We start from the raw sequence: 17,209 nt of genomic DNA, 5'->3' as shown, positions 1-17,209 counted from the left end.
ACTCGGGCCTCCGTGTCCGGCAGGGGTCCCGGGCCACCCCCGGGGATACGCAGTGCGTCGCAAGCACGGCCAGCATGTGTGAGCGCCGGGGCAAGCCCCCTCCCCGGCGGCGGAAGTCTAGGGAAATTCGCGGACCGTCCGCGCGGGGAGCCCCGGCGGCGGGATCTGAGTGAACACCTAGTAAGCCCCTGGCCGCCTAGGCCGGCACGCCGAGCCGTGGTGACCTGGGCACGATGCCACTGAGGGGAGACACCATGTCGCTGACCACCGGGACCGGGGTGTTGCGCGCCGAGGACACGGCGGTGCGCGCGCGGCTCGAGGAGTCGGCGCGGGCCACCGGCGGAGTGGCCACGACCCCCGAACAGTTCGAGAAGTGGCTCGCCGAACGGCGCGCCGCCCAGCTCCACGAGGTCACCCGCATCCCGTTCTCGAAGCTGCGGAACTGGTCCTTCGCCGAGGACACCGGAAACCTCGGGCACGACAGCGGACGGTTCTTCTCGGTGGCGGGCCTCCGGGTCCAGGTCGACGACGGCCCCGTACGGCAGTGGTGCCAGCCCATCATCATGCAGCCGGAGATCGGCCTGCTCGGCATCGCGGTGCGCGAGATCGACGGCGTGCTGCATCTGCTGATGCAGGCGAAGGCGGAACCGGGCAATCCGAACGGGGTGCAGCTGTCACCCACCGTGCAGGCCACCAAGAGCAACTACACCGGGGTCCACCGCGGCCGGCACGTCCCCTACGTGGAGCACTTCGCGCAGCCCGACCCGCGCCGGGTGATCGCCGACGTGCTGCAGTCCGAGCACGGCGCCTGGTTCTACCGCAAGCGCAACCGCAACGTGATCGTCGAGGTGGGCCCCGAGGTCGAGGCCGGTGAGGACTTCTGCTGGCTGACCCTCGGCCAGGTGTACGAGCAGCTGCGCATCGACCACCGGGTGAACATGGACGCCCGCACGGTGCTCTCCTGCCTCCCCGGCCTCGGCAGCGAGGACAGGGGGCTGCACACCAGCACCGAGATCGTCAGCTGGATCACCGCCAACCAGGCGGCGCACGACGTGGAGACCACCGTCGTGGGCCTGCGGAACCTGCCCGGATGGCGGCAGACGGACTGGTCGGTCTCCCACGAGCGCGGCATCTTCTTCAGCGTCACCGCGGTCGATGTCGTCGCCAACAGCCGCGAGGTGGCCGGCTGGACCCAGCCGTTGATCGAACCGCACGGCGTGGGCGTGGTCGCCCTGCTGGTGGCGCGGTTCGACGGAGTGCTGCACGCACTCCTGCGCACCCGCATCGAGCCCGGCTACCTCGACGCCATCGAGCTCGCCCCCACCGTGCAGGGCACCCCCGAGAACCACGCCGACCTGCCGGGGCCCGTACGACGGCAACTCAGCGACATCGAAGAGCGCCGCCGGCGGGACCGGGTGCTGTTCGACACCGAGATGTCGGAGGAGGGCGGCCGGTTCTACCACTCCCGCAGCCGCTACATGATCATCGAGGTGGACGACGGCCACCCTGCCGCGGAACTGCCCGGCTGCCGCTGGATCACCCTGCCCCAGATCACCTCCCTGCTCCAGCACCGTCACTACCTCAATGTGCAGGCCCGCACCCTCATCGCCTGCCTGCGCGCCTGCGTGGACACCTCCGACGCGTAAGTCGCGAGGTGCGGCGCCGGGCCCCGCCGACGGCACCCGCATGACAGCCGTGCCCCGCGGCCCCCAGGGCCCCGGAAACCCACGAACGACCGGATCAGAACCCCACGCCTGAAAGGGAGGACATGCCATGAGCGGACATGACCGGAAGGCCGACGAGCGCATGGTGGACGTGATGCTGGTGGGCGGCCCGGCCGACTTCCCGGAATCCGGACGGAGGATGCGCATCGAGGCGGCCAGGGCGCAGCAGAAGATCAAGATCGAACACCTGGGCGGATACCAGCACTTCGAGCCCTCCGACACGTCCGACACCTCGGGCACGAGCACCGGCCGGGAACCGCGGGTCTTCCGCTGGACGGGCTCCACCAAGATCGCTGAGTAGCCGGGAGCAGTACGCCACATGGACACCTCACGCTCACCGGGCACCGCCCGCACCGGGGACCCCGCGCCCGCCGTCCGCCCGGCAACCGCCACCGGCCACCAGCCGGTGGCGATCGTCGGGCTCTCCTGCCGACTGCCCGGCGCGGCCGATCCGGCCGCCTTCTGGCGGCTGCTTTGCGACGGGGAGTGCGCGGTCGGCCGGGTCCCCGCCGGGCGCGAGACGGCCGGCGGGCACTGGGGCGGATTCATCGACGGAGCCGACCGGTTCGACGCGGAGTTCTTCGGGATCACCCCCCGGGAAGCCGCCGTGCTCGACCCCCAGCAGCGGCTGATGCTCGAACTCGCCTGGGAGGCCTTCGAGGACGCCAGGATCGCCGCCGACCGCATCCGCGGCAGCGCGACAGGGGTGTTCATCGGCGCCATGCGCGACGACTACGCCCTGCTGCTCGGCCGCGCGGGGCGCAGCGCGGTCAACCACCACGCCATGCCCGGCGTGAGCCGCGGCGTCATCGCCAACCGGGTCTCGCACTTCCTCGGACTGGGCGGGCCGAGCCTGGTCATCGACGCCGGCCAGGCATCCTCCCTTGTCGCGGTGCACACCGCCATGGAGAGCCTGCGCCGCGGCGAGAGCAGCCTCGCCCTCGCCGGGGGCGTGAACCTCAACCTCGCCGCCGAGACCGGTCTCGTCGCCGAGGAGTTCGGCGGCCTGTCCCCGGACGGCCGCAGCCACACCTTCGACCACCGGGCCAACGGCTTCGTACGCGGCGAGGGCGGCGTCGCCCTCGTCCTGCGACCGCTGCCGGACGCCCTCGCAGCCGGCGACCGCATCTACGGTGTGCTGCGTGGCGGCGCCGTCAACAACGACGGCGCCGCCGAGAACCTGACCACTCCCAGCAGCCGGGCCCAGGCCCAAGTGCTCCGGCAGGCCTACGCGTCGGCCGGAGTCCGCCCGGACGCCGTGCAGTACGTCGAACTGCACGGCACCGGCACCCCGGTGGGCGACCCCGTCGAGGCCGCCGCACTCGGCACCGTGCTGGGCAGCGCCCGCGACACCGCGGACCCGCTGCTGGTGGGCTCCGCCAAGACCAACGTCGGGCACCTGGAGGCCGCCGCCGGAGGCGTCGGTCTGCTCAAAACAGTTCTGGCCCTGCACCACGGACGGATACCCGCCAGCCTCCACTTCGAGCGGCCGAACCCCGAGATCCCGCTCACCGAACTGAACCTCCGCGTCGCCGCCGACCCGGTCGAGTGGCCCGTCGGGGACCGCCCCCGCATCGCGGGCGTCAGCGCTTTCGGCATGGGCGGTACGAACGCGCACGTGGTCGTGGAGGAGGCACCCGAGGAGCCCGCGCCGGTCGGGGGCGACGACGTTGTGTCGTCGGTCGAGCCGTCGGCCGTGTCGTCGATCGAGCCGTCGGTGGTGCCGTGGGTGCTGTCGGCGCGGAGTGGCGCGGGTTTGCGTGGTCAGGCGACGGGGCTGCTGAGTTCGGTGGATGCGGCTGATCCGGGCGATGTGGGCTGGTCGTTGGTGACGACGCGGGCGCGGTTCGAGCACCGTGCGGTGGTGCTTGGCGGGTATGGGTCGGGTCTGTCGGCGTTGGCTGCGGGTGAGCCTGCTGGTGGTGTGGTGTCGGGGGTGGCTGGGCCGGTGGGGCGAACGGTGTTCGTCTTTCCTGGTCAGGGCGCGCATGAGGTGGCGTTGTCCGCGTTTGTGGACTGGTCGCTGCTGGGGGTGTTGCGGGGTGATGCGGGTGCGCCGTCGTTGGAGCGGGTGGATGTGGTGCAGCCCGCTTCGTTCGCGGTGATGGTGTCGCTGGCAGCGCTGTGGCGGTCCTACGGGGTGGAGCCGGCTGCTGTGGTGGGGCATTCGCAGGGTGAGATCGCTGCGGCGTGTGTGGCCGGGGCGCTGTCGCTGGAGGACGCCGCACGGGTGGTGTGCCTGCGCAGCCGGGCGATTGCCCGGTTGTCCGGCTCGGGAGGCATGGCGTCGGTCGCCGCTCCGGTGGAGCGGGTCGAGGAGTTGCTGGCGGGGTGGCCTGGTCGGGTGTGGGTGGCTGCGGTCAACAGCGCCTCGCAGGTGGTGGTCTCCGGTGAGGCGGACGCGGTCGGCGAGGTGGTGGCCGAGTGCGAACGCTCGGGGAAACGGGCTCGCCGGATCGCGGTGGACTATGCCTCCCACTCCCCGGCCATGGATGCGTTGAAGGACGATCTGGCTGCTGCTTTGGAGGGCGTCAGGCCGCGTGCGGGTCGGGTGCCGGTGCTGTCCACGGTGACGGGGGAGTTCACCGACGGTTCACAGATGGATGGCGGTTATTGGTTCACGAATCTGCGCTCCCGGGTGCGGTTCGCCGAGGCGGTGGAGAAGCTGGCCGCGGAGGGCTTCGGCACGTTCGTGGAGGTCTCCTCCCATCCGGTGACGACGACCGCCGTCCAGGAGATCGTGGAGGCGGCCGGAACGGAGCCGGGCATCGTCACCGGTTCGCTGCGCCGTGACGACGGTGGGCTGGACCGGTTCCTGGCGAGCGCGGCCGAGTTGTGGGTACGCGGCGTCGACGTCGACTGGACGGCCACCTTCCAGGGGGCCCGCCCCCGCACCGTCGACCTGCCCACCTACCCCTTCCAACGCCGGCGCCACTGGTTCGACACCGTTGCGCCGGAGCCCGTCGAGGGCGAGGTCGGCGTGGCGGCGGCGCGGCTGGCGGAGGCCCGTGACGAGGCCGAGCGGCGGCGGGTCCTGCTGGAGTTGGTGCGGGCGCACGCCGCCGCGGTGCTCGGCCACACCGATGCCACGACGATCCCCGCCCGTACGCAGTTCAAGGACGCCGGATTCGACTCGCAGTCCTCGCTGCGGCTGCGCAACCGGATCTGCGAGGCGCTGGGGGTCGACCTGTCGACCACCGTGCTGTACGACCACCCCACGCCCGAACGGCTGGTCGAGCATGTGCAGGCTCGGATCGGCGGTGCGACCGGGCCCGACGCGAAGGCGCCTGTCGGCCGGCCGTCGTACGACGAGCCGATCGCGATCGTCGGCATGGGCTGCCGCTTTCCCGGCGGGGTCCGCTCGCCCGAGGACCTGTGGGAGCTGGTGCGGTCCGGCACGGACGCCGTCTCGCCCTTCCCCGTGGACCGGGGCTGGGACCTGCGGCGGCTGCTGGCCGACCCGGACGCGCCCGGTGGCTCCGCGGTGCGGGAGGGCGGATTCCTCCACGACGCGGGCGACTTCGACGCGGACTTCTTCGGCATCAGTCCGCGTGAGGCGCTGGCGATGGACCCGCAGCAGCGGCTGCTGCTGGAGACGTCCTGGGAGGCGCTGGAGCGGGCCGGGATCGACCCCTCCCGGCTGGGCGGCACCGGCACCGGCGTGTTCGTCGGCGCGATGCACCAGGAGTACGGGCCGCGGCTGCACGAGGCGTCGGACGGCCTGGAGGGCTACGCGCTGACCGGTACCACCGCCTCCACCGCGTCCGGCCGGATCAGTTATGTGCTGGGCCTGGAAGGTCCCGCGATGACCGTGGACACGGCCTGCTCGGCGTCCCTGGTGGCGCTGCATCTGGCGGTGCGGTCGCTGCGTGCCGGCGAGTGCTCGCTGGCGCTGGCCGGGGCGGCGACCGTGATGTCGACGCCGGGCATCTTCGTCGAATTCAGCAGACAGTGCGGGCTCGCGCCGGACGGGCGGTGCAAGGCGTTCTCGGACGACGCGGACGGCACCGGCTGGGCGGAGGGCGTGGGCACCCTCGTCCTGGAACGGCTGTCCGACGCACGCCGCCACGGCCACCGCATCCTGGCCGTGGTGGAGGGAACCGCGGTGAACCAGGACGGCGCGTCGAACGGCCTGACCGCTCCGCACGGACCCTCCCAGCGGCGGGTGATCCAGCAGGCCCTGACGAGCGCCGGACTGCGGCCGGACGACGTGGACGCGGTCGAGGCGCACGGCACCGGCACGGTGCTCGGCGACCCGATCGAGGCGCAGGCGCTGATCGACGTCTACGGCCGTGGCCGGTCGCCGGAGCGACCGCTCTGGCTGGGCTCGCTGAAGTCCAACATCGGGCATGCCCAGGCCGCCGCCGGGCTGGGCGGTGTGATGAAGATGGTGCTCGCGATGCGGCACGGACTGCTGCCGCGGACCCTGCACGCCGAGACCCCGTCCTCGCACATCGACTGGTCGTCCGGCGAGGTCAGACTGCTGAACGAGCCCGTGCCGTGGGCCGCCGGGGACCGGCGGCGCCGAGCCGGTGTGTCGTCCTTCGGGATCAGCGGCACCAACGCCCACGTCATCCTCGCGGAGCCGCCCCTCGCATCGGCCGAACCGGCCGGGGCGAGCGATCCGACCGGGCAGGCCGGACCCACCCACCTGGCCGAGCCGAGCGAGCCAGCCGGGCTCACCGTGCCGACCGCGCAGGCCGAGCCCGCCCTCCAGCACGGGCCCACCGGCCGCCCATTGACGCAGCCGACCGGATCGGCGGAGCAGGCCGGCGACGCACGGACCCAAGCCCTTCCCGGTGCCGCCGACGGCTGCGCCGCCCTGCCGTTCGTCCTGTCCGCGCGGACGCCCCAGGCGCTGCGCGAGCAGGCGCGTCGGCTCCGCGGTGCGCTGCGCGCCGGGCCGGCGGGGCGCACCGCCGACATCGCCCACACGCTGGCCACCAGCCGCGCCAGGTTCGCGGAGCGCGCCGTGCTGCTCGCCGACGGGCCGGCGGCGCTGGACGAGGGGCTGGCGGCGTTCGCCGCGGGCGGCGAGCCCGCCGGGCTGGTGCGCGGCAGGCCCGCCGGGGACGACCGGGTGGTGTTCGTCTTCCCCGGGCAGGGCGGTCAGTGGCCCGGCATGGCAGCGGGCCTGCTCGACTCCTCGCCCGTCTTCGCCGCACGGGCCGCCGAGTGCGACCGGGCGCTGGCGGAGTTCGTGGACTTCTCCCTCATCGATGTGCTCAGGGGCGCCGACGGTGCACCCTCGCTCGACCGGGTCGACGTGGTGCAGCCCGCGCTGTGGGCGACCATGGTCTGTCTCGCGGAGCTGTGGCAGTCCCAGGGCGTCCGTCCGGCCGCGGTGGTCGGGCACTCCCAGGGCGAGATCGCGGCGGCCTGCGTGGCGGGCGCGCTCAGTCTGCGGGACGGCGCGCGGGTCGTGGCGCTGCGCAGCCGGGCGCTGCTGGCGCTGGCCGGGCGCGGCACGATGGCGTCCGTCTTCCAGTCCGTGGAGCGGGTCGGCGAGATCGTGGCGCGGTACGAGGGCCGGGTCTCCGTCGCCGCCACGAACGGGCCGCGGTCCGTGGTGGTCTCCGGCGAGACCGACGCGGTTGCCGAACTCCTCGCCGAATGTGCCGGGTCGGGCATCGACGGCCGCGCCGTCCCCGTCGACTACGCCTCCCACTCCGCGCAGGTCGAGGCCATCGAGGCGGATCTCGCGCAGCTGCTGGCGCCGATCGAGCCGCGCCGCGCCCAGGTGCCGTTCCACTCCACCCTCACCGGGACCGTGCTGGAGGGCACCGAGCTGACGGGCGACTACTGGTACCGCAATCTGCGCGGCACGGTGCGGTTCGAGGAGACCGTCCGCGATCTGGCCGGGTCCGGGCACCGGATCTTCCTGGAGGCCAGTCCGCACCCGACGCTGACCATCGCCGTCCAGCAGACGCTGGAGAGCGCGGGGGCCGCCGACGGCGTGGCGATCGGCTCCCTGCGCCGCGGCGACGGGGGCCTCAGCCGGTTCCGCGAGTCACTGGCACAGGCGCAGGTGCACGGCGTGGAGCCGGACTGGGAGCAGGTGTTCGCGGGACGCGACGTCCGCCGCGTCGAGCTGCCCACCTACCCGTTCGAGCGGCAGCGGTACTGGTGGACGCCGCCCGCCACGGCACCGGCCGGGCCTGCGGCGGACGAGCACTCCGCCGCGGCCTGGCGCTACGACATCGCCTGGCATCCGGTGCCGGACACTCCGGCCGCCGAACTGACCGGCAGGTGGCTGGTCGTGGCACGGGACGAGGACGTGGCCGCGGCCACCGACGCGGCCGGTGCGGCCGGTCACCGCGAGGTGGTCGAAGCGCTGCGCGGCGCCGGCGCCCGAGCTGTGCTCTGCCTGCTGCCGGGCGAGCTGCCCGGGCCCGAGGCGATCACCCGGGCCGTGGACGGGCAGCAGGTGACCGGGGTGCTCTCCCTCCTGGCCCTGTCCGGCAGCAAGGAACCCGCCGCCCGGGTGGCCGGACTGGCCGCTCTGCTGGACGCCCTCGACCGGGCCGGTGTCGACGCGCCGTTGTGGTGCGCCACTCGCGGCGCGGTGGCCGTCGGCCCCTCGGACCCGGCCCCCGACGCGGCACTGGCGGCCCTCTGGGGCGCGGGACGGGCCGTGGCCGTCGAACAGCCCCGGGCCTGGGGCGGCCTGGTGGACCTGCCCGCCCGCTGGGACGCCAGGTCCGGCGACCGGCTCGCCGCGCTGCTGGCCGGCCGGCAGGACGAGGACCAGGCCGCGATCCGGCCGGCCGGGCTGTTCGCCCGCAGGCTGGTGCCGGCGCGGCGCCCCGCGACCGGACCTCGCCCGTACCGGCCGCACGGCACCGTCCTCGTGACCGGCGGCACCGGCGCGCTGGGCCGCCGCCTCGCCCGCCGGCTGGCCGACGGCGGGGCCGACCACGTCGTCCTGCTCAGCCGCAGCGGCGGGGGCAGTGCCGCGACTGCCGCGCTCGCGGACGAACTGAGCGGCAGCGGCTGCGAGGTGACCGCGGTGGCCTGCGACGTCACCGACCGTACGGCGCTGGCCGCCGTGCTGGCCCGGACCGGCCAGGACCACCGGCCGCTCACCGCCGTCTTCCACGCCGCCGGTGCCTGCGAGCTGGCCGCGCTGAAGGACGTACGCCCGGAGGACCTGCCGGCCCTGCTGGCGGCCAAGGTCGAGGGCGCCCGTCACCTCGACGAACTCCTCGCGGACACCCCGCTGGACGCCTTCGTGCTGTTCTCGTCGGTCTCGGGCACCTGGGGCGTCGCGGAGCACGGCACGTACGGTGCCGCGAACGCCTACCTGGACGCGCTGGCCGAGGCCCGTCGCTCGCGCGGCGGCACCGCCACCTCCGTCGCGTGGGGCCCGTGGGGCGGCGGCGGCATGATCGAGGAGAGCCGCTTCGCCTCCCTGGCCGCCACCGGGCTGCCCGTCCTCGACCCGGAGCAGGCACTGGAGGCGCTCCAGCTCGTCCTCGACCACGACGAGACGGCCGTCGCCGTCGCGGATGTCGACTGGGACAGGTTCGGCCCCGTCTTCACCTCCGCCCGGCCGAGCCCGCTGCTGAGCGGCCTCGTCACCGCGCCGAAGGACGCGGCCGGACCCGAGGCGGCCGACCTGCCCGCCTCCGCGTTCCACGCCCGGCTCGCCGAACTTCCCGATGACGCACGGCGGGACCTGGCCCTGGACCTGGTGCGGGAACACACCGCGAAGGTGCTCGGCCATGGTGAACCGCAAGCCCTCGCAGCCGACCGCGCCTTCAGGGACCTGGGCTTCGATTCGCTGACCGCCGTCGAACTGCGCAACCGGCTCGCCACGGCCACCGGCACACAGCTGCCCACCACACTCGTCTTCGACCACCCGAGCCCCGCCCTGCTCGCCGAACACCTGCTGCACCAGGTGCGGGGCAGGCAGCCCGTGGAGGCCGCGCCGCCGCCGGCCGGTGCGGCGTGCGACGAACCGCTCGCCATCGTCGGCATGGCCTGCCGGCTGCCCGGCGGCATCGACGGACCGGACGCGCTGTGGCGGCTCCTCGTGGACGGCGGCGATGTCGTCGGCCCGCTGCCCGGGGACCGGGGCTGGGACGTCGAGGCGCTGTACGACCCCGACCCCGACCGGCACGGCACCAGCTACGCGCGGGCCGGCGGGTTCCTCGACGGAGCCGCGGACTTCGACCACGAGTTCTTCGGCATCTCCGCCCGCGAGGCGCTGGCCATGGACCCGCAGCAGCGGCTGCTGCTCCAGACGTCCTGGGCGGCGTTCGAGCACGCGGGCATCGTGCCGGCCGACCTCAAGGGCAGCGACACGGGCGTGTTCGCCGGGGTGCTGCCACCGGACTACGGCCTGCCGCACGGCATGCCGGGCGAGTTGGAGGGCTACCACGTCACGGGCGGGGCGCCGAGCGTGGTCTCCGGGCGGCTCGCCTACCAGTTCGGCTTCACCGGCCCGGCCGTCAGCATCGACACGGCCTGCTCCTCCTCGCTGGTGGCCCTGCACATGGCCGCTCAGGCACTGGCGGCCGGGGAGTGCCGGCTCGCGCTGGTCGCCGGGGTCGCGGTGATGTCGACACCCACGCCGCTGATCAGCTTCAGCCGGCAGCGCGCACTGTCCGCCGACGGCCGTTGCCGGTCGTTCGCCGAGGACGCGGACGGCTTCGGCATGGCGGAAGGCGTCGGCGTGCTGCTGGTGGAGCCCCTGTCCGCGGCCCGGCGCGCCGGACACCGGGTGCTGGCGGTGGTGCGGGGCAGCGCGGTCAACCAGGACGGTGCGTCCAACGGCCTGACCGCGCCGAACGGCCCGGCCCAGCAGCGTGTGATCCGCCAGGCGCTCAACCGGGCCGGCCTCGGCCCGGACGAGGTGGACGCCGTCGAGGCACACGGCACCGGCACCCGCCTGGGCGACCCGATCGAGGCCCAGGCGCTCATCGCGACATACGGCACCGGCCGGCCTGCGGACCGGCCGCTGTGGCTGGGCTCGGCCAAGTCCAACCTGGGGCACACCCAGTCGGCGGCCGGCGTGGTGGGCGTGATCAAGATGGTGCAGGCGCTGCGGCACGGCCTCCTCCCGGCCACCCTGCACGCGACCGAGCCCACCTCGCGCGTCGACTGGGAGTCGGGCGCCGTCCGGCTGCTGGCCGAGTCACAGCCGTGGCCGGAGAACGGCCGGCCACGACGGGCCGGTGTCTCCGCGTTCGGCATCAGCGGCACCAACGCGCACGTCATCCTCGAACAGGCTCCTCCACTGCCTGAAGAACAGGCTCCTCCACTGCCTGAAGAAGGGGAGGGGGACGGGCACCCCCACCGGCCGGAAACGTCCGGCACCGAGGAGAGCCCGGCCGGCGCCCGGCCCGTCGTGCCCTGGATCCTGTCGGCCCACGATCCGGAGGCGCTGCGCGAACAGGCGGCTGCCCTGGCCCCGTTGGCCGGGCAGGCCGATCCGGCGGACGTGGCCTGGTCGCTGGCCACCACGCGGGCACGGTTCGAACACCGTGCGGTGGTTGTCGGCGGGTACGAGTCCGGTCTGTCGGCGTTGGTTGCGGGTGAGCCTGCCGGGAATGTCGTGTCGGGCGTCGCGGGTCCGGTGGGGCGGACGGTGTTCGTCTTCCCGGGCCAGGGCGCGCAGTGGGCCGGTATGGCGGTGGAGCTGATGGAGGCTTCGCCGGTGTTCGCGGAACGCATGCGTGAATGTGAGGCGGCGTTGTCCGCGTTCGTGGACTGGTCGCTGCTCGCGGTGTTGCGGGGTGATGCGGATGCTCCGTCGCTGGAGCGGGTGGATGTGGTGCAGCCCGCTTCGTTCGCGGTGATGGTGTCGCTGGCCGCGCTGTGGCGGTCCTACGGGGTGGAACCTGACGCCGTGGTGGGGCACTCGCAGGGCGAGATCGCCGCGGCATGTGTGGCCGGGGCGCTGTCGCTGGAGGACGCCGCACGAGTGGTGTGCCTGCGCAGCCGCGCACTGACCGCGGTCACCGGGCACGGTGCCATGGCCATCGTCGCGCTCCCCGAGCACCAGGCGGGCGATCTGCTGTCCGACCACGCGGACCAGGTGTCCGTCGCCGCGGTCAACGGGCCCGGCACAGTCGTGCTCTCCGGCGACCGCGCCGCACTGGAGGCAGTGAGCCGGACCTGCAGGCAGCGGGGCGTACGGATGCGGATGATCCCCGTGGACTACGCCTCGCACTCCGTGCACGTCGAAAAGATCCTCGACGAACTGGCCGGGCTGCTCGCCCCCGTCCGGCCGCGCAGCCCCGAGGTGCCGTTCCTCTCCACCGTCACCGGCGAGTGGATCGACACCCCGGCGCTCGACGCCGCCTACTGGCGCGCCAACCTGCGCCGGCCCGTGCGCTTCGCCGAAGCAGTGCGGACGCTGGCCGAACAGGGCTACGGATGCTTCGTCGAGAGCAGCCCCCACCCGGTGCTGCTCGCCGCCGTCGAGGACACCCTGGCGGACCGCGACGACGCCTTCGCCGTCGGCTCGCTGCGCCGCGACGACGGCGGCGCCGACCGATTCATGCTCTCCCTCGCCGAGGCGTGGGTGCGTGGTGTCCCCGTCGACTTCGGCCCCGCCGTCCCGGGCGGCCCCGACCGCCTGGTGGAGCTGCCCACGTATCCGTTCCGCCGCCGCCGGCACTGGCTCGAAGCGCCCGCCGAGGCGACCGCCCGCAAGGAGGCGGCCCTCATCGACGGCTGGCGCTACCGCATCGACTGGACCCCGGTGCCCGGCACCGGCACCCCGCCCCTGGCCGGTGACTGGATCGTGCTGACCCCGAACGAACCGGTGCGGCCGGATCTCGTCCGGGCGGTGCTCAAGGGCCTCGCCCGGCACGGCGCCACGGTGCACCCCGTCACCGCACGCGAACTGGCCCGGGGCTGCGCCCCGCTGCCGGAGGGCATCGCCGGCATCCTGTCGCTGGCCGCCCTGGACGAGCGGCCCTGCGACGACGATCCGGTGGTCACCGTCGGCCTCGCGGACACCGTCACGTGCGTACACGAACTGGCCGCCCGCGCCCCGCACGTCCCGCTGTGGACGGCGACGAGCGGCGCGGTCGGCACCACCGCGGACGACCCCGTCCGGCACCCCGCACAGGCGCAGGTGTGGGGCCTCGGCGTGGTGCTCGGGCTCGACGAGCCGGGCCGGGTCTGCGGCCTGGTGGACCTGCCGGACGAGCTGACCGAGGACGATGTGGCACGGCTCGCCGAGAGCCTGTCCGGCACCACCGGCGAACACGAGGTGGCCGTACGCGCCGGCACCTCCCTCGCCCGGCGGCTCGTCCCGGCCCCGGCGCCGGAGGCCGAGCCGTGGCGACCGCGCGGCACCGTCCTGATCACCGGCGGCACCGGGGGACTCGGCAGCCACGTCGCCCGCTGGGCGGCCCGCAACGGTGCCGCACACCTGATCCTGACCAGCCGCCGGGGCCCCGACGCGCCGGGCGCGGACGAACTGCGAACCGAACTGACCGCACTCGGCGCCGCCCGGGTGACCGTCGCCGCCTGCGACGTCGCCGACCGGGACCAGCTCGCCGCCCTGCTCGCGACGGCAGACGACACCGCGCCGCTGAGCGCCGTCGTACACGCCGCCGGGGTCACCCAGCCGGCCGCCCCGGTCGGCGAGCTGTCCACCGCCGACCTCGCCGGCGTGCTCCGGGCCAAGGTCGAGGGCGCCCGCAACCTGGACGCCCTGACCCGGCACGCGGACCTGGACGCGTTCGTACTGTTCTCCTCCGGAGCCGGCACATGGGGGGACGCCGGCAAGGCCGGGTACGCCGCCGCCAACGCCTACCTGGACGCCTTCGCGGCCGAGCGCCGCGCACGCGGCGCGGTCGCCACGTCCGTCGCCTGGGGCGCCTGGGACGCCGGCATGGTGGACGGCGACGTCGCCGACCTGCTCACCCGGCGCGGCGTGCGGCTGATGCGGCCGGAGCGGGCGGTACGGGCCCTGGCACTGGCGGTCGGCAACGGCGACACCACTGTCGCCCTCGCCTCCTTCGACCTCGCCCGCTGGGTGCCGCTGTACACGACGGACCGCGACCGCCGGCTGGTCGCGGCCCTCGCCCCTCAGTCGGCGCCCGGTACGGACGGTGACCACGCGCCCGCCCCGGAGCAGGCCGCGGCCACCGCGGACCGGCTCGCCGGCCTGTCCGCCGAGGAGCGCGAGACCGCGCTGACGGACATCGTCCGGCGGGAGGCCGCCGCCGTGCTCAAGGCCGGCGGACCGGACGAGATCCGCCCGCGCCGGCCCTTCAAGGAACTGGGCTTCGACTCGCTGACAGCGCTGGAGTTCCGCAACCGGCTGGCCGCCGCGACCGGACGCAGACTGCCCGCGACCCTGGTCTTCGACCACCCCACCCCGGCCGCGCTCGTCCGCCACCTGAGCGGCGGGACGGCCGACGGCGGGAACGACGTGTCCGCCGACCTGGACCGGCTGGAGGCCCGGCTGGCGGCCCTGCCGGACGAGGAGCGCACCCGCCTCGGCCTCGCCGACCGGCTGCGCGCCCTGCTGCGCCGCCTCGAACCGGCGGCGGAAGACACAGCCGACCCGCAGGACGACCTGACGGCGGCTTCGAACGACGAGATCTTCGACCTGATCGACCGGGAGTTGGGTATCGGATGAGCGGTGGCGCGACCGAACAGCGGCTGCGGGAGTACCTGAACCGGCTCACAGCCGAGCTGCGGACCACCCGCAAGAAGGTCCGGGAGCTGGAGGACAGGCGGCGGGAGCCGGTCGCTATCGTCTCCATGAGCTGCCGCTTCCCGGGCGGTGTGGAGACTCCGGAGCAGTTCTGGGACCTGATCTCGGCCGGTGCCGACCTCGTCGGCGAGATGCCCGACGACCGCGGCTGGGACCTGGCCCGGCTGCACCATCCCGATCCCGCGCACCCCGGCACGAGCTACACCAGGTACGGCGCGTTCCTGGACGGCGCCACCGAGTTCGACGCCGGACTCTTCAGCGTCTCGCCGCGCGAGGCGCTGGCGATGGACCCGCAGCAACGACTGCTGCTGGAGACCTCCTGGGAGGTCTTCGAGCGGGCCGGTATCGACCCGGAGAGCCTGCGCGGCGAGCGGGCGGGTGTCTTCGTCGGCGCCAGTGACCAGGGGTACGGGACACAGGTGCGCACGGCGCCCGAGGGCGTCGAGGGACACCTGCTGACCGGTGGCTCCGGGGCCGTGCTGTCCGGGCGGATCGCCTACACCTTCGGCCTGGAGGGCCCCGCCGTCACCGTCGACACCATGTGCTCGTCCTCCCTGGTGGCCCTGCACCTGGCGATGCGGGCGCTGCGCGACGAGGAGTGCTCGCTCGCGCTCGTGGGCGGCGCGACGGTGATGAGCACGCCGCGCAACTTCATCGCGTTCAGCCGTCAGTCCGGTCTCGCCGTGGACGGCCGCGTCAAGGCGTTCTCCGACGACGCGGACGGCACCGGCTGGGGCGAGGGCGTCGGCGTCCTGCTCCTGGAGCGGCTGTCCGACGCGCGCCGCAACGGACACCAGGTCCTGGCGGTGCTCCGCGGCAGCGCCGTGAACCAGGACGGTGCGAGCAACGGCCTGACGGCCCCCAACGGTCCGTCGCAGCAGCGCGTCATCCGGCAGGCGCTGGCCGACGCCGACCTCTCGACGGCCGACGTGGACGCGGTGGAGGCGCACGGCACCGGCACCGCGCTCGGCGACCCCATCGAGGCGCAGGCGCTGCTCGCGACCTACGGGCAGGGCCGCGCCGACGACCGGCCGCTGCGACTGGCGTCGGTGAAGTCGAACATCGGACACACGCAGGCGGCGGCGGGTGTCGCGGGCGTGATCAAGATGGTGCTGGCCATGCGGCACGGGCTGCTGCCCAGGACACTGCACGCGAAGACGCCGTCGTCGCACGTGGACTGGTCGGCGGGCGCGGTCGAGCTGCTGACCGAGGCCCACGAGTGGCCGGGCGCCGAGGACCGCCCGCGCCGCGCGGGCGTCTCCGCCTTCGGCGCCAGCGGCACGAACGCACACGTCATCGTCGAAGAGGCCCCGCAGGAGCCGACCCCGCGGGCGATGACCCCGCAGGAGCCGGCCGGCGAAATCTCCGAAGAGGGCGCGTCCAGGGCGGCTGCCGTCGTGGGCACGGTCCAACTGCCGGTGCTGCCCTGGGTCGTCTCGGCTCGGTCCCGGGAAGCCCTGCCGGCACAGGCGCGGCGGCTGGCCACTGCGGTCGACGGCCTGGACGCGACGAACGTGGCCCTGTCACTGGCGACGACGCGCGCCGCCCTGGAGCACCGGGCTGTGGTGCTCGGCACGGACGCGGACGAGCTGCGTCAGGGCCTGGGCGTCCTCGCAGCCGGCCGGTCGGCGTCGGACGTGGTGTCCGGAGTGGCCGGTGACGGACTGACCGCGTTCGTCTTTTCCGGTCAGGGTGGTCAGCGGCTCGGTATGGGCCGGGAGTTGGCTGCGGCCTTCCCGGTGTTCGCGGCTGCGTTGGATGAGGTGTGTGCGGGCTTCGACGGGTTGTTGGACCGTCCGTTGCGGGAGGTGATGTTCGCGGACGGGGAGGTGTTGGGTCGGACGGGTTGGGCGCAGCCTGCGTTGTTCGCGGTTGAGGTGGCGTTGTTCCGGCTGGTGGAGTCGTGGGGTGTCAGGCCTGATTACCTCGTCGGTCACTCGGTGGGTGAGTTGGCGGCTGCGCATGTGTCGGGTGTGTTGTCGCTGGTGGATGCCTGTCGGTTGGTGGCGGCGCGTGCGGGGTTGATGCAGGCGTTGCCCGGGGGTGGGGCGATGTGGGCGGTGCGGGCCACTGTGGAGGAGGTCGCTCCGCTGTTGGTGGAGGGTGTGTCGGTGGCGGCGGTGAATGCGCCGGGTCAGGTGGTGCTGTCGGGTGAGCGGGCGGCTGTGGAGGCGGTGGCCGCGCGGTTGCCGGAGCGCAAGGGCCGGTGGCTCCAGGTCAGCCATGCCTTCCACTCGGCGCTGATGGACCCGATGCTGGACGCATTCCGCGAGGTGGCGGACGAACTGGAATACGCCCGGCCGTGGATACCGGTCGTGTCCACCCTCTCGGGCGAGCCGGTGACGGAGTTCACCGGGGCCTACTGGGCTGACCAGGCCCGCGGCACCGTGCGCTTCGCGGACGCCGTCACGCACCTCACCTCCCTCGGCGTCACCCGTTTCGTGGAACTGGGTCCGGACGCGAGCCTGATCGGCGCGATCGGCGAGACCACCGACGACGCGCTCGCCGTACCCGTCCTGCACCGCAAACGCCCCGAAGCCACGACCGCCGTCACGGCCCTGGCCCGGCTGTGGACGGACGGTGTCGAGGTCGACTGGCACGGCTTCTACGCCCGAACCGGCGCACACCCCGTCGATCTGCCCACGTACGCCTTCCAGCGCCGGCGCTACTGGCTGGCGGACGAGGCCGTTGACAGCGAGGTCGGTCAGGACCCGGTCGATGCCGAGTTCTGGTCCGCCGTGCGTGGCGGTGACACGAGTGCTTTCGCCGGTGAGCTGGGCCTCGCCGAGGACGCGCCGCT

At 74.0% G+C, this 17,209-nt stretch carries 4 protein-coding genes; all 4 read left to right on the top strand.

The features are described from left to right. Nucleotides 1–254: 254 nt before the first annotated feature. Nucleotides 255–1,646 carry an NDP-hexose 2,3-dehydratase family protein gene (locus IO40_RS0112715; RefSeq protein WP_016467335.1) on the top strand — a complete coding sequence of 464 codons (1,392 nt, stop codon included), beginning with the start codon at nucleotides 255–257 and terminating at the stop codon, nucleotides 1,644–1,646. A 127-nt stretch (nucleotides 1,647–1,773) separates the two neighbouring features. Further along, on the top strand, nucleotides 1,774–2,025 hold the full coding sequence (locus tag IO40_RS0112710; RefSeq protein WP_016467334.1) for a DUF5988 family protein: 252 nt from the start codon (nucleotides 1,774–1,776) through the stop codon (nucleotides 2,023–2,025). 18 nt (nucleotides 2,026–2,043) lie between these two features. After that, a complete protein-coding gene (locus IO40_RS38245; protein ID WP_051894404.1) occupies nucleotides 2,044–14,331 on the top strand; it encodes a type I polyketide synthase in 12,288 nt (4,095 codons plus the stop codon). Further along, nucleotides 14,328–17,209 (top strand): type I polyketide synthase (locus IO40_RS0112700; RefSeq protein ID WP_157846439.1); only part of this gene is annotated, 2,882 nt, incomplete at its 3' end. The genes IO40_RS38245 and IO40_RS0112700, both read left to right, overlap by 4 nt.

It is taken from the genome of Streptomyces albus subsp. albus, assembly GCF_000725885.1.
Classification (GTDB): Bacteria; Actinomycetota; Actinomycetes; order Streptomycetales; family Streptomycetaceae; genus Streptomyces; species Streptomyces albus.
The sequence above is the reverse complement of the archived record's forward strand: the minus strand, read 5'-3'. Positions and strand labels throughout refer to the sequence as shown.

Excerpts from the sequence above, each read along its gene's own strand:
- IO40_RS38245 (WP_051894404.1), top strand. The coding sequence starts at position 2,044 with ATGGACACCTCACGCTCACCGGGCACCGCCCGCACCGGGGACCCCGCG.
- IO40_RS0112710 (WP_016467334.1), top strand. The coding sequence starts at position 1,774 with ATGAGCGGACATGACCGGAAGGCCGACGAGCGCATGGTGGACGTGATG.
- IO40_RS0112715 (WP_016467335.1), top strand. The coding sequence starts at position 255 with ATGTCGCTGACCACCGGGACCGGGGTGTTGCGCGCCGAGGACACGGCG.